This is a genomic window from Rhodococcus sp. 06-418-5, assembly GCF_002258285.1.
Classification (GTDB): Bacteria; Actinomycetota; Actinomycetes; order Mycobacteriales; family Mycobacteriaceae; genus Rhodococcoides.
Window position 1 is genome coordinate 1 of record NZ_NOYE01000036.1, and the last position, 13,977, is coordinate 13,977.

Below are 13,977 nucleotides of genomic sequence, written 5' to 3' on the forward strand. Positions count from 1 at the left end.
AGATCGTCACCGCACTACGACTACTCGAACGCAAACAAGTCACCCTCCCACCCAAGAAACACGGAAACATCCCACTATGAGCGAAACGAACGACGACGCAGCGAACGACGCGAACCTCGTCGCAGCCGATTCCGACGAGGTGGTCTCTGCGAGTCCTGCTGCCGTTCGAGTGGTGAAGGGCAATCCGAGCGACGAGGAACTCGCCGCGCTGGTGACGGTTCTGACGGCTGCGCAAGGCGGATCGGAGTCGACGGGCGATTCTCGCCCCCGCGAGCTGTGGGGTTCGCCGGTGTTGCTGCACCGCCGGTTCGCGGCTCAGTCGGCGTATTCGTACGCCGCGTCGGGACGCCACACGCGGTGACGGTCCGGTCCTCCGACGCTGCGCCGGGCCCTGTTCGTCTGGTCCTGGCGTCGGCGTCGCCGGCGCGCCTGTCGGTGCTGCGCGCCGCCGGAATGGAGCCGATCGTTCGGGTGTCGGGAGTCGACGAGGATGCGCTGACCGATGCACTCGGGCCGTCGGTGTCTTCGGAAACCGTGGTCACGGAATTGGCCCGAGCCAAGGCTGCGGCGGTAGCCGAGACGTTCGCGGATTCGACCGACGATCTGGTGATCGTCGGTTGCGATTCGATGTTGGCGATCGGCGGCGAACTGCACGGAAAGCCACATTCGGTCGACGTTGCGCGCGCCCGATGGCAGTCCATGGCGGGCAACAGCGGCGAATTGCTGACCGGCCACGCTGTGCTCCGGGTGACCGACGGCGTGGTGGTGGCGCAGGCCGCAGCGCACAGTAGAACCGTCGTGCATTTCGCGACGCCGTCCTCGGTGGATCTCGAGGCCTACATCGACTCCGGTGAACCATTGTCGGTGGCGGGGGCGTTCACGCTGGACGGTCTCGGCGGCTGGTTCGTCGACCGCATCGAGGGCGATCCGTCGTCGGTGATCGGCATAGGCCTACCGCTGGTGCGTACCCTGCTCACTCGGGTGGGTACGTCCCTGGCCGCCCTGTGGGACAGCACCCCGTCCTGACCGTTTCGGCCCCGCCTGCCGGTGGGGTGCCGAAGCCGAATGCCACCGTCAGGGCAGCAGGTCGATCAGTTCGCGAGCCCACTCCTCGGCCATGGTCTTGGGCCTGATGTTCGACGAGCTGTCGTGGCGAGCATGAGTGCCGACCTGCTTGCCGCCGAGCTCGGTGAGCTTCTCTGCGATGATCTCGCCGCCGCGGTTGAAGGTGTCCTCGTAGACCCGGTCGCCGAGACCGAACACCGCGAACTGCAGTCCCGCGAGGTCGGGAGCATCCTCGACGAGTGCGTCGAAGAAGGGTTCTGCACCGGTGGGGAGCTCTCCGTCTCCGTAGGTGGAGCAGATGACCACGTGGAAGTCGTCGGTGTCGATATCGGACACCTCGTACTCGAGCATGTCGCGCACCTCGGCGTCATGATCGCTGAGCACGTCCGCAATCTTGTCGGCGACCTCCTCGGCCGTACCGGTCTCGGACCCGAACAACACGACCACTGCCATGGATCGCTCCCCTTTCTCACACCTGCCCGAACACTCGAACAGTCGGAAAGCATAGCCTCACCGGCGATCCGGCCGAAAATCCGTCCTCGCCCGCAGTTGTGACTTGTCTCGAGATCACCAGAATTCGGGCGTCAGACCCCATCGATCGAACTCCGCCTCCACCAGCCCTCGCAGGTGTTCCTTGCTGGGAAAGCTGTCCGGATCGAGCCCGGTGACGCACAGGGTCGCGCGTTCTCCCGATTCGTTCCACCAGGCACTGACGCCACCGCCGGTGCGGCGCAGCAAGGCCACGTCGGTGTTCTGCGTGATCGACCTCATCGCCACCGCGGTGGCGTCGACACCACCGATGGCGCGCAGTGCGACACCTCTGGCACCGAGATTCGAGCACAGGCACAGCGGTGCCGAGCCCGACGCCGCGAGTTTGGCCACGATCGCGTCGGGCAGCAACTGCATCAGCGGCTTGAGGAGCTCGAATGTCGTCGTGACCGAGTGATCGGCCTGGGTTCTGAATGCCTGCTTGCTCGCTGCTCGAATCTCTCCGAGATCGTCGAGGTACCCCGCTCCTGGGTCGACGTGGATCGAGACACCGGACGTCGCGTTGGCACGTCGATCTCCTGCAGTCCTGGTACTGACCGGGAGGGCGACACGCACCCGGTCCTGCGTGGAGACTCGGCCGCTCCCGGTCAGGATGCCGAGCACCACCGCCACCAGCAGACTGTTGGAACTGCCGCCTTTGCTCGCCGCGGCAGCGGACCACTCGGAGGACAGGCAATCGACGACGACGGTGCTCGGCGTCCACGCACCCTCCGCAGGTGCGACGATCACCCGCGGACGATCCGCACCGGAGCCGTCCGGCACGACCGTGCTCGGGGTGGCGGACGCCGTGGTCCGTGCCCGCACCGCCTCCGCCGCGGTGCGGCCGAGCGCTCGTGCCGCACCCGAGAGCGCCGCACCGAAACGGCCGAGACCATCGGACAGATCGGCTCGCGAGATCGCCGTCGCGGACGCGGAACGGTCATCGAGACCGACGCGCGCGAAATCGTCGGGCACAGCGTGCCCGGCCAGCGCGGCCGCTGCCGCCGAGGTGAGGGCGCCGCCGTCGCCGACGACGTGCGAGCCGACCAAGGACACGACCGTGCCGCCGTCGTCCACCGAGGTGGCCGACAGACGCCACGCCGGTCCCCCGATCGGGTCCAATGTCACAGCGGCCTCGTCCTCGATCCACCTGTCGACAGCCGCGCGGGCGATCGGTGATCCGATGACCACGGGATCGGCGGATCGACGAGCTGCGGTCCAGCTGTCTCGGGCTCCGGGCACCCGGGCCCGCCGAACGGATCGATCGATGGGGCCTGCGGCGAGCATTCGCCACATCGATCGGAGCGCGTCCGGTGCGACGGCGCGGTCGAACCGCCAGACGATCTGGTTCACCACAGGTACCCCGAGAACGCATTCCATGCGGAGGAACAGGTCGTCGTCGTAGGTCAGTCTTTCCACTACGCGAGACTATCGCTGCGCAAGCGCGGACGCAGGTGGGCCGCAAATGTGTTTCCCGCCATATGTTTTCCCAACCCGACTGCGCCGGGCAGGACTGGTAGGTTGAGGGCGTTTTCCACGCCGACGCGACTGCGAGTGACCCTATGAAGTTCGTGATGCCATTCAACGGCAGTCGCGGTGACGTGACGCCCGGTCTTGCCCTCGGCGTCGAACTCGCCGATCGCGGACACGACGTGGTGTTCGGCGCACCACCGAACCTGATGGACTTCGCGCAAGCGAAAACAGCTGAGTGCGAACGAGTCAGCGTGGTCTCGTTCGGGCCGGACACCCAGCAACTGTTGGAGTCGGAGTTGATCAGGGTGCGCATCAAGTCGCGCAACCCGCGGACCAAGATTGCGGCACTCGCGGAACTGGCCAATCACGGCTGGGACCGGATGACAGCCGAACTCGAGTCGATGGCCCAGGGTTGCCACGCGATCGTCACCGGTTCGCTGGGGCAGGAGATGTCGTTCAACGTGGCGGAGTCTGCGGGAAATGCCTTTGTGGCACTGCACTATTGCCCGCTTCGGCGCAACGACGTCGTGCCCGTGACCCCGGGAGCCGCGTTGCCCGGCTACGTCAACCGATCGATGTGGGTGCTGGCGGAGTCGATGCGCTGGAAGTCCATGAAGGCTCGCGAGAACGCGCAGAGAGTCTCCCTTGGCCTGGCCCCGACGCGGCATTCGTTGCCGGTTCGATCCGAACGCTACGGCGGAGTGGAGATTCAGGCCTACGAGTCGGCGCTGTTTCCCGGACTCGCCGAACAGTGGGGCCCGCAACGGCCGTTCGTCGGATTCCTGGGGCTGAGCAGCGGTCGCGCGGACGTCGATCCTGCGCTCGAGGAATGGCTGCAGGCAGGTTCCGCGCCGGTGTACTTCGGATTCGGCAGCATGCCCGTGCCCGATCCCACCGCACTGGTGCGCATGATCGAGAACGTGACCGGACGGCTGGGCGTTCGCGCTCTCGTCTGTGCCGGCTGGAGCGATCTCACCGGTGCCGATCTTGCTGCGGCCCAGTCGAACTCGAACATCATGATCGTCGAGTCGGTCGATCATGCGAGCATTCTCCCGCGATGCCTGGCTGCGGTCCACCACGGCGGCGCGGGTACGACGGCTGCGACGGCACGGGCCGGTCTTCCGACGCTCGTCTGCTGGTTCAGCGCCGATCAGCCGTTCTGGGGAGCCGCGCTGCGCCGGATCGGCGCCGGGACCAGCACGAAATTCTCGGCATTGACCGAATCCGTTCTGCAGCAGGGAATCATCGACATCACCACCGACCGAGCCAGGCAGGCGGCGCGCCGACTCGCCGCGACCGTCGCTCCGACCGCAACCGCGGTGAGCGCAGCTGCCGACATCACCGAGGCAGCAGCGCAGAGCCGCTGACGCAGTCACCAGAAACGCGCAGTCAGTTCCCAGCGACCCAACGCATCCGCCACGTGGTCGCGCAGTGCCCGGTCGTCGACGAATCGATCCGGATCCATGGCGTGGACGGTCAGGGTGATGCTCTCGTCCGTCTCGCACACCCACGCCGTCAGGCCACCGTCCAGCGATCGCGCGAACGCGGCGTCGGCACCTGCGAAGGTCGCTCTGCCCGATACGGCGCGAGCTCGAACGCGGGCCACCGTGGTGAAGACCTCGGGCAGAACGCCCAGGTTCGAAGCCAGACCTTCGGCACCGTCACGTGGTTGCGGAACACGCGCGACCACCGCGTCGGGCAGCATCTGCACGAGGGCCTGCGAGATGCCCGCGGGTGGCAGGCCTGCAGCCTGCCTGGCCGCGAAGGCAGTGAACGCCGCCTTGCTGGTCTTCCGAATCGTCGACAGATCCCGGTCGCCCGCATCGGTGACGGGCACCTCGATCTTGACGATCTTGGTGGCGTTGGACCGGGTGTCGTCGGTGGTGCGATCGCTGACCGGCAGAGACCACTGCAGCGAGTCTCCGATGGAGGCTCGCCCGGCCCGCCAGGAGGCTGCCGTGAGGACCGCGATGAACAGGGAATTCGACGTGCCACCCCATCGCTCGGCGGTTGCTCTCCAGGCAGTCGCATCCACCTCCGCAACCGCGCGAGGCGATACCCAGTCTTCGTCCACCACTCCGGCGGTCGGCTGCGAGCGAGTCGGCTGCGAGCGAGTCGGCTGCGAGCGGGGTGGCTGCGAGGGTGGGACAGCAGCGTCCTCACCGGATCGGGCGGAGCTCGGAAGTGCTGACGCAGCGGTGTTCACCAACCAGCCGGCGACGGACCGCACCTGCTCCACGGCATCTCGTAGGTCCGAGCCGAGCGCCGCGATGCCGTCCGCGCCCGCTATCGACCGAGGCTGCTCGGACGCGGAGTTGGCGGCAACGAACGCGGCGATCAGAGCACCGCCATCGGCGACCATGTGCGACGCGACCAACGACAGCACCGTCCCTCCGTTCGCCAAGGGTGCCGCTGCCAGTCGCCACCCGAGACCGGTCTCGGGATCGATGTCGCGGTCCAGGCGGTCGTCGGCCCACGCCAGAACGTCGGTCGGTTCGATGACGTGTGGGTGAAAATCCAGTGAATGGGAGACGGTCGAGGGCACCCATCGATCGCGTGCCGTCGGCACCGTCGACGTGACCACCCGGCGCGCGAGCAGACCGTCGGACAGGTTGCCCCGTAGTTTTTCCAGATCTGCCCGCTGAACGGATTCGTCGAACCACCACAAGAACTGGTTGAAGACGGGATATCCGATGCCGTGATGCATTCGCAAGAATAGGTGATCGGCAAATCCAATTCGAGTCACGCGCCGAACCTACTACATCCGAGAAACAGGGGCAGTGGTGTCGATTTTCCATCACCAATGCATTCACATTCGGCAATATATGCACGGAAAAGGGGGGTCGATTGTGTTCCACACCATGTTCGGGCCATTCAGTGGCCCAGGTCGTTCTCTGACCCGGTGGACAATCTGCGCCACACTGCGATTGTGAACTGTCATCATCTTGACCAGCAAAATCAGTGACTCGATCGTAAGATAGGACAATCGGACACCCCGCCGACTGCCGATCGGAGACCTGCGGGTCAAGACGTCCGACAGTGAGAAGTATTACTTTTACGCGTCGCGAAATAAATTCGCTTTCGCCCTATCGTGTGTTCTGAACTCACTTCGGGTCGACGGCAATGAAGTTGTTCTTTCAACGCGGAAAGCAGCAATCGAACAGCAATCGAATAAACGACCGGTCGGCTGCACGAACACCGCTGACAGGTTTACACGATCGACTCGACCGTAATCCAACGTGCAATACCGAACCAACGCCGCACACCGCCGACCGAGCCCGGAACGGAAGAGGACTCCCATGGAATACACCGAACTCGCCGACTACCCCCTCCCCGCCGGTCGTCTGACCGAGTGGGTCCCCCGCGTCGACGACGACCGTTGGGCACCGGACCCCCGTGGGCTGTCGTTCACGCACCAGGACCATTGCGAGCGCAGCGCGCCGGGCTCGTGGATCGGCACGGTGTTCGAGATCCACCGCCGCTACGACGTCGAGGCAGTGCGGGCAACCATCGCCGCGTACATGGGTCGTCACGAGGCGTTCCGCACCAAGGTTCGACGCGACGAGGAATCCGGTTCCTGGCTGCGCTACACCGCACCGACGGATGCAGTGCAGGTGACCGATAGGGCACACACCGAACCACGTACCGAAACTCAGGTCTTCGGCCATCTGCACTCCTGGTTCGGCGAAACTGTGTCTCCGACGGCGTGGCCGCACTTCGTCCTCGCCACCATCGAACCGGACGACGCCTCCCGCGCTCTCTCGGACGGGCCCGGAGAGTCGTTCCTGCTCGCGTTCGCCGCCGACCACTCGGTGATGGACGCCTACAGCCAGATCTACGCCATCAACGAGATCGACCGGCTCTACGCACACGCTCTCGAGGGCGTCGACCCGGAATTGCCCGAAGTCGGCAGCTATGTCGACTTCAGCCAGGCCGAGCGGACTCTCGGCGAGACGCTGACCGGTGACCACAGCGCCGTACGCACCTGGCAGGACTTCCTGGCCGTAGAGGACGGACGCTTTCCTGCGTTTCCCCTTCCGGTGTCGGTCGACCGGTCGCCGACCGGCAGCGGCCCGGCCGCGCAGAGCAGTATTTCGTCCTGGCTGCTGACCGCCGACAAATCCGATGCCTTCAACGCCGCATGCCGTGCCGCCGGGTACAACATGCAGGCCGGGATCCTCGCTGCTCTGGCGCTGACGAACGTTCGCCTGTCCGGCCGCACGACGTTGCGCACCGTGATGCCGATGCACACCAGAGACGAACAGAAGTGGGCCGCAGCGGTCGGCTGGTACGTCGGAATCCTGCCCATGGAGATCGAGCTCGACAACGCTCGCACGTTCGGGGAGGCGATCGAGGCCGCGGCGACTGCAGGCGCGGCCAACAAGGGGTTGGCACGGATGCCGTACTCGAAGATCGCCCAGATCCTCGAGTCGACGGAAATTCCGCGATTCGTGGTGTCCTACATCGACCTTCGGTTCCTTCCGGACGCCGACCAGTGGCAGGGCCGCAAGGGTCGGGCTCTGCGAAGCAACTGCCACGCCGACGACGAGGTCTACTTCTGGGTCAACCGGACGCTTCAAGGGCTCAACATCTCCGCACGCTTCCCCAGCTCGGACGTCGCGTCCACCAACGTCCACCGCTTCATCACCGAGTTCGTCGCAGTGCTGACGGCAGTGATCGACTCCGACTGCGGTACCGATACGGTGCTCACGTCGGCCTCTCGGTCGGTGACCGTCGCCGCAGAGTGAGCCATCGAATCAACCCGCGGCCCGTATCGAGGAGGACGAAGCGACGATGATCATCACCGCTATGGGCAGGTGGAATCCCGCTCCCGGTCGGCTGCTCGAATGGCACCCCACGTCGGCTGCCCGGGCGAGTGCCGAAGCGGCACCTGTCGATTCGGCTCCGGCCTCGTTTCTCCAGGAGGACCATCTCAAGGCCGCGTGGGCGGCCCGCGAACGCGGCGACGTTCACACCGCGTACACCGGGGTGGCAACCGAGATCGACGGTGACGTGGACACGGACGCGATGAGCCGCGCACTGGCCGCCTACGTGCTGCGACACGAGGGTCTTCGATGCTGGTTCGAGGTCGAGGGAAACGACGTCGTTCGGCATCTCGCTCCACCCGAGGTCGCGGCGTTCGAAGTGACCGACGCCGGAGAAGCGACGGACGACGACGAATTCCAACGCTACGTACGGGGGCGCTTCTCGTCCGAGGCGACCGCGGACTCCTGGCCGGGATTCGTCGTCGGCGTGGTGGCCAGGCCCGGCAGCTTCACCCTGTACTACGGCGCAGACCACGCGTTCACCGACGGTGGCTCGCAGGCCCTGGTCATCAGCGAGTTGGCGGACCTGTACGCGCTCGAGACCGGTGCGGACGCACCGATCCCTGCGCAGGCAGGTAGCCATCTGGAATACGCCGCCGACGAGCGGGCGCGGGCCGCGACGTTCGGGGCCGATTCTCCCGAAATCGCCGCTTGGCGAGACATTTTCACCCGGCACGACGGCCGCATGCCTCGGTTCCCACTCGACCTCGGACTCGCGCCTGGCGAGAAAGCTCCCGTTCGCATCGTCGAACGCAACCTGTTGAACAAAGAACTGACCGCTGCATTCGACGCCGCGTGCAAAGCCGCCGGAGCCCGCATGAGCAGCGGGATATTCGCTGCGGTCGGGATCACCGACTTCGAATTGGCCGGAACCACCGACTACTTCGGGATCACCGTGCTCAGTACCCGGCACCACGGTGACTACGGGCAATCCCAGGGGTGGTTCGTCAATTTCGCTCCGGTCTCGTTCGAGGTGGCAGGAAACGACAGGTTCTCCGACGTCGCCGTTCTGGCCCACCGAGGCTTCGAGCAGGCCAAACGGATCGCGGAGGCCCCGGTGCACGCCGTACTGGGTGCTCTCGCCGCCGACGGCACTCTGGGTAGCGAGTTGGCCGTGAGCCCGAACATGCTCTCGTACATCGACTTTCGCTGGTTCCCTGGCGTCGGACGAGACGCGGACACCCGCGCCGAGCACTTCACCGGCGAGGGTTCGACGTCGAACGCATCGATGTGGATCAACCGAGACGGTGAGCACTTGTATCTGGTGGCCCAGACCCCTGACACCGACGTTGCGGCCGCAGCGGTGAAGCGCTACCACGATCATCTGGCCCACGTGCTCGAAGCCATTGCACGCGACGGTGATTACCGCCTCACGCACGACGATCTCGTTCAGGAGCCGGCCGGTGCGGGTCACCTCGATCACTGAGTACACCCCACGCGCGGGCACGGTCGTCGAGTTCACCGCCGTCGTCACCGGGAATCCGCAACCCTCACCGGTCCCACCGTCGTTCAACCAGCGGTTTCACCTCGGCGATCTCGAGCAGGCCGAGCGCGTCTGGATAGCCGGAGCCTTCGAAGTGCAGGGCAACCTCGACACCCGGGCGCTCGAGTGGGCCTTCGAGCGCCTGATCGACCGCCACGACACCCTGCGCAGTTCGTTCGTTCGCGTGGTGGACGGAATCGAGCGGACGCTCCACGAACCGGGTTCGGTGGAGATGAGGCAATCCACTCGAACCACCTTCTCCTCGGCGTCGACGCTCCGGAATCACCTCCGAAGCACGCTCGAACTGCACTGCGATGCACGACGATTCCCGTCGTACACCTGCGTCGGAATCGACCGACCGGACACCTCGACGATCCTGTGCGCTTTCGACCACACCAACGTCGACGCCATGTCGATCGCCGTCGTCGTCGACGAGATCCACACCCTGTACGACGCCTACCGCCGCTGCCCGTCGAACCCGGAGACAGACCTGCCTCCCGTCGGTGGGTTCGTCGAATACTGCCGCATCGAAGCAACCCAGCCACTCGTCGATCCAACGGACGAGCGCATGGTGCAGTGGTCGACCTTCCTCACCGAGTGCGGGGGCACCACGCCGCGCTTCCCGTTCGACCTCGGCGTCGCCGAGGGTGAAACAGCGCCTCAGGCAACGACTGTCACCCCCTTGCTCGATGCCCGGCACACCGCCGACTTCGAGCAGCTCTGCGCCCGTTCCGGAGCCGGAATGTTCGCCGGGGTCGTCGCAGCGATCGCACAGGCCTGCGCCGGCACGGGCGGACCGAACCGTGTGCCATTCCTGTTCCCGTTGCACACCCGCCATCGGCAGCACTTCTCGCGGGCACTGGGCTGGTTCACCACCAACGCTCCCATGACCGTGGAGGTCGAACGAGATCTCGCCGACACGATCACCGCGGCCCACACAGCGTTTCGCGCGGCACTACCTCTGAGCACAGTTCCGATCCCCCAGGTACTGAACAACCTCGGTGACGCCTTCACCCTGTCGCGTCGAGACGTGTTCATGGTGTCCTACATCGACTACACCAGAATCGGTGGACACGAGCGCTTCGACCGAACCGACGCACACCACATCAGCAATGCCACGGTCTCCGACGACGCACAGTTCTGGGTCTCCCGCACCGCTTCGGGCCTGGCACTGCGATCACGATTCCCCGACACCGCAACGGCACACTCGGTGATGACTGCATTCACCGCGGAACTGATCGCACTCATGCGGGCCTCCGCAGCGAAACCCGAGAGCGCAGCCCTCACACCCTGACAAACTGCGTTCCGCAGGCTCCACTCCCGCCCCTCGACAGATGTTCCGCATAGGATCGAGAGTGCAGACCGTTCACCCCCGGGCGGGCCGCCAGCCGAATATCTTCCGTAGGAGCCGATACGTGCCTGTACCAACCGATTCCACCGCAACGTTCGCCGACTATGCGCATCCGGATCGTCTCGTATCGACCGAATGGCTGTCCGCTCATCTCGGCACCCCCGGCCTTCGCGTCGTCGAATCCGACGAGGACGTGTTGCTCTACGACGTCGGCCACATTCCCGGCGCAGTCAAGATCGATTGGCATCTCGACCTCAACGATCCGGTCACCCGCGACTACATCGACGGCGAGCAGTTCTCGAAGCTGATGAGCCGCAAGGGTATTTCCCGGGACGACACCATCGTCGTGTACGGCGACAAGAGCAACTGGTGGGCCGCGTACGCACTGTGGGTCTTCACGCTGTTCGGACATCAGGACGTGCGTCTGCTCGACGGCGGCCGCGACGCCTGGTTGTCGGAGAACCGCGACACCACCCTCGATGTGCCCGAGTTCCCCGCAACCGAGTATCCGGTGATCGAACGCGACGACGCGCCCATCCGTGCGTTCGCCTCCGACGTCCTCGGCTCGCTCGGAACGGTGCCGTTGATCGACGTGCGCTCCCCCGCCGAGTACACGGGCGAGCGCACCCACATGCCCGACTACCCCGAGGAAGGCGCATTGCGCGGAGGTCACATCCCCACCGCCGTGAGCATCCCCTGGGCCAAGGCAGCCGCACCGGACGGACGCTTCCGTTCTCGTTCGGAACTGGACGAGATCTACTCCGGCACGTCTGCGACCGACGACGTGATCGCGTACTGCCGTATCGGTGAGCGTTCGAGCCACACGTGGTTCGTGTTGACCCATCTGCTCGGATACCAGTCGGTTCGCAACTACGACGGCTCGTGGACCGAATGGGGCAACGCCGTCCGCGTTCCGATCGCCAAGGGCGAGGAGCCCGGATCGGCTCCGGCCACTCGATGAGTGCCCTGCCGGAGTCGCTGGCCGAGATCGTCGAGGACTTCGCCGCGGTGGAGGGACAGGACAAGCTGCAGCTTCTGCTCGAGTTCAGTCGTGAACTTCCTCCGCTGCCGGAGCACCTTGCTCAAGATGCGATGGAGCCGGTGCCGGAATGCCAGTCTCCGCTGTTCCTGTCGGTGGACGCCGCCGATCCCGAGCGAGTCCGGCTGTACTTCAGCGCCCCGCCGGAAGCGCCGACCACGCGAGGGTTCGCCTCGATCCTCGCGCAGGGACTCGACGGCCTCGGCTCGCAGGAGATCCTCGACGTACCCGACGATTTCTACTCGGCGCTCGGGCTGAGCGACGCGGTCAGCCCGCTCCGACTGCGCGGCATGTCGGCGATGCTGGCGCGGATCAAGCGTCACCTTCGCTGACGGTCGACCGGCGACGGCGCGGTGGCGCGCCGTCGTCTTGATCGATACAACGGGTCGTCGTTAGACTCCGCGGCAGGGCATCGATGCCCAGTCCCCCGACGCTGACGACGAAGGTTGGTTGCTGCCGATATGGAGTTCACGGAGTTGGCGGACTACGCGGTTCCCGCGGGCACGCTCACCGAGTGGATACCCAGCGTCGGTCCGCAGGCCCGCACTCCTGAGGCCGCAGGGTGGCACGCCGACGCCAGGCCGACGTCCTACGTCCACGAGGCGCACCTTCGTACGAGCCTGAGCAGTCCTCGTCGCGGCCGTGAATCATGGCTCGGCGCGGCCTTCGAGATCGCGGGCCCCCTGGACAAACCCGCGTTCCGCCGGGCAGTTCTGAACTGGATCGACCGGCACGAGGCGATGCGGTCGAGCGCGTCGATCGACGAGGTGACGGGCGAGATGACGCGGGTGACCGCGGCGCAGGGTGCCATCGACATCTGGCAGGTCGAGCAGGAACGGTGCGCGCAATCGAGCGAGGTGTTCGAGCACCTGCAGTATCTGTTCGACGAGTTCACCTCACCGTTGATCTGGCCCGCCTACGCCTTCGTGACTCTCGAACCGGTGGACGAGACGCGTCCGATCACCGTCTTCTTCGCAGCGGATCACTCCATCATCGATGGTTTGTCCACGGTGTTGGTCGCGCACGAGATCGCTGCTCTGTACGGAGAGGAACTCGGCGGTGCGCCTGCTGCCCTGTTCGAGGCCGGCAGCTACCTGGACTTCGGTTCCTCCGAACGCGAAAGGAATGCTGAGCTCGAACATTCGCACGACGCCGTGAGGATCTGGCGAGACTTCCTGGTCGACGGCGACGGCGAACTACCGGCGTTCCCCCTCGACATCGGCGATCCGAGTCCGGACGATCTGCCGCAAGGCGGTTTGTCCGCGTGGGTGCTCGACCCCGAGCAGGCCGACTCGTTCTCGGTCGCGTGTCGCAAGACAGGACACAGCCTGTTCGCGGGATTGCTCGCGGTACTCGCCATCACCGGCTCGGAACTGGGCGGGGGTAGTCGTTTCCGCACGGTAACGCCGGTGCACACCCGAGACGAGCCCCAATGGGCCTCCGCACTCGGCTGGTTCGTCGGACTGTGCCCCATCTCGTTCGACATCGCCGGTGCCGACTCGTTCGGTTCGGTGGTCGCGGCGGCCTCGGCCGAGGTGAAGAAGACCAAACCGATCGCCCGCGTTCCTCTCGATCGGGTGTTCACCACTCTGGGCTACTCCGCCCGCCCGCGTTTCGTCGTCTCCTTCATGGACGTACGGTTCGCGCCTGCTGCCGAGCACTGGCCGGACTGGAACGCCAGAGCACTGCGCAGCAAGCAGTACCAGCACGACGTGTACATCTGGATCAACCGCACGCCGCAGGGAATCAACATCGCGGCTCGCTACCCCAACACCGAGCAGGCGACCGCTCGGGTGCACGAGTACGTCGGTGCCTTCCGGAAGCTGTTGACCGATGTGGCGGACACCGGGACCGCGCGATTCCCTCTTCCGGACCACCGCCGGTCCGATATCGGACATACCGACACCGGTCAGATCGCTACCAATCAGTAGCTCGCTGCGACGCGTCCTCGATCCGCTGCAGCTGTACGGACCGATTGCAGCGATGACAGTGCCGATGCTTAGACTCCGACGTGACGTTCGTAACGAAGCACGCGAGAAACACATCTGTAGGAGGCTCAGTGCCCAGCCATGCCAGTGCTCAGATCACCAAGGTTCTTGTCGCCAATCGTGGCGAGATCGCGGTGCGGGTGATCCGGGCGGCCGCCGATGCCGGGTTGGCCAGTGTCGCTGTGTACGCCGAGCCCGATGCCGATGCCCCGTTCGTTCGGTTG

Annotated in this window: 13 protein-coding genes; 10 read left to right on the top strand and 3 right to left on the bottom strand. The window is 65.6% G+C overall.

The annotated features are described in order from the left end of the window. The first annotated feature begins 76 nt into the window (after window positions 1-76). Together CH274_RS25085 and CH274_RS25090 are read left to right on the top strand one after the other, a co-directional pair. Window positions 77-361, top strand: coding sequence for an acyl-CoA carboxylase subunit epsilon (locus CH274_RS25085; RefSeq protein ID WP_045195781.1), 285 nt, complete (start codon window positions 77-79; stop codon window positions 359-361). Then, a complete protein-coding gene (locus CH274_RS25090; RefSeq protein WP_256993689.1) occupies window positions 358-1,026 on the top strand; it encodes a Maf family protein in 669 nt (222 codons plus the stop codon). The genes CH274_RS25085 and CH274_RS25090 overlap by 4 nt, the downstream gene beginning before the upstream one ends. 48 nt (window positions 1,027-1,074) lie before the next feature. Here CH274_RS25090 and CH274_RS25095 read toward each other — a convergent pair whose 3' ends face one another. After that, entirely contained in the window at window positions 1,075-1,518 is a 444-nt protein-coding gene (locus CH274_RS25095; protein WP_094631625.1) for a flavodoxin domain-containing protein, read from the bottom strand. Between the two features lie 114 nt (window positions 1,519-1,632). Further along, window positions 1,633-3,012 (bottom strand): hypothetical protein, encoded by a 1,380-nt coding sequence (locus CH274_RS25100; RefSeq protein ID WP_094659264.1) that lies wholly within the window; start codon window positions 3,010-3,012, stop codon window positions 1,633-1,635. A 155-nt stretch (window positions 3,013-3,167) separates the two neighbouring features. Here CH274_RS25100 and CH274_RS25105 point away from each other — a divergent pair, with 155 nt between their 5' ends. Further along, the gene (locus CH274_RS25105; protein ID WP_256993690.1) at window positions 3,168-4,433 is read left to right on the top strand and encodes a glycosyltransferase; all 1,266 of its coding nucleotides are present in this window, start codon (window positions 3,168-3,170) and stop codon (window positions 4,431-4,433) included. Between the two features lie 5 nt (window positions 4,434-4,438). Here the strand turns inward: CH274_RS25105 and CH274_RS25110 are convergent, their stop codons facing one another. Further along, the gene (locus CH274_RS25110) at window positions 4,439-5,773 is read right to left on the bottom strand and encodes a hypothetical protein (protein ID WP_094659266.1); all 1,335 of its coding nucleotides are present in this window, start codon (window positions 5,771-5,773) and stop codon (window positions 4,439-4,441) included. Between the two features lie 592 nt (window positions 5,774-6,365). Here CH274_RS25110 and CH274_RS25115 point away from each other — a divergent pair. From CH274_RS25115 to CH274_RS25145, 7 genes are all read left to right on the top strand, one after another. Further along, window positions 6,366-7,814 carry a condensation domain-containing protein gene (locus CH274_RS25115; protein WP_094659267.1) on the top strand — a complete coding sequence of 483 codons (1,449 nt, stop codon included), beginning with the start codon at window positions 6,366-6,368 and terminating at the stop codon, window positions 7,812-7,814. Window positions 7,815-7,860: 46 nt separating this feature from the next. After that, window positions 7,861-9,318, top strand: a complete 1,458-nt coding sequence (locus CH274_RS25120) for a condensation domain-containing protein (protein WP_094659268.1) — start codon at window positions 7,861-7,863, stop codon at window positions 9,316-9,318. Further along, complete coding sequence (locus CH274_RS25125; RefSeq protein WP_179275861.1) at window positions 9,296-10,669, top strand: condensation domain-containing protein; 1,374 nt, start codon at window positions 9,296-9,298, stop codon at window positions 10,667-10,669. The genes CH274_RS25120 and CH274_RS25125 overlap by 23 nt, the downstream gene beginning before the upstream one ends. Before the next feature lie 121 nt (window positions 10,670-10,790). Beyond that, entirely contained in the window at window positions 10,791-11,687 is an 897-nt protein-coding gene (locus tag CH274_RS25130) for a sulfurtransferase (RefSeq protein ID WP_032397641.1), read from the top strand. Further along, the gene (locus CH274_RS25135; RefSeq protein ID WP_032397640.1) at window positions 11,684-12,097 is read left to right on the top strand and encodes a SufE family protein; all 414 of its coding nucleotides are present in this window, start codon (window positions 11,684-11,686) and stop codon (window positions 12,095-12,097) included. Before CH274_RS25130 ends, CH274_RS25135 begins: the two co-directional genes overlap by 4 nt. 129 nt (window positions 12,098-12,226) lie before the next feature. After that, on the top strand, window positions 12,227-13,696 hold the full coding sequence (locus CH274_RS25140) for a condensation domain-containing protein (protein ID WP_094659270.1): 1,470 nt from the start codon (window positions 12,227-12,229) through the stop codon (window positions 13,694-13,696). A 128-nt stretch (window positions 13,697-13,824) separates the two neighbouring features. Further along, window positions 13,825-13,977, top strand: a 153-nt coding sequence (locus CH274_RS25145) for a biotin carboxylase N-terminal domain-containing protein (protein ID WP_141217283.1), incomplete at its 3' end; no start/stop codon positions are given.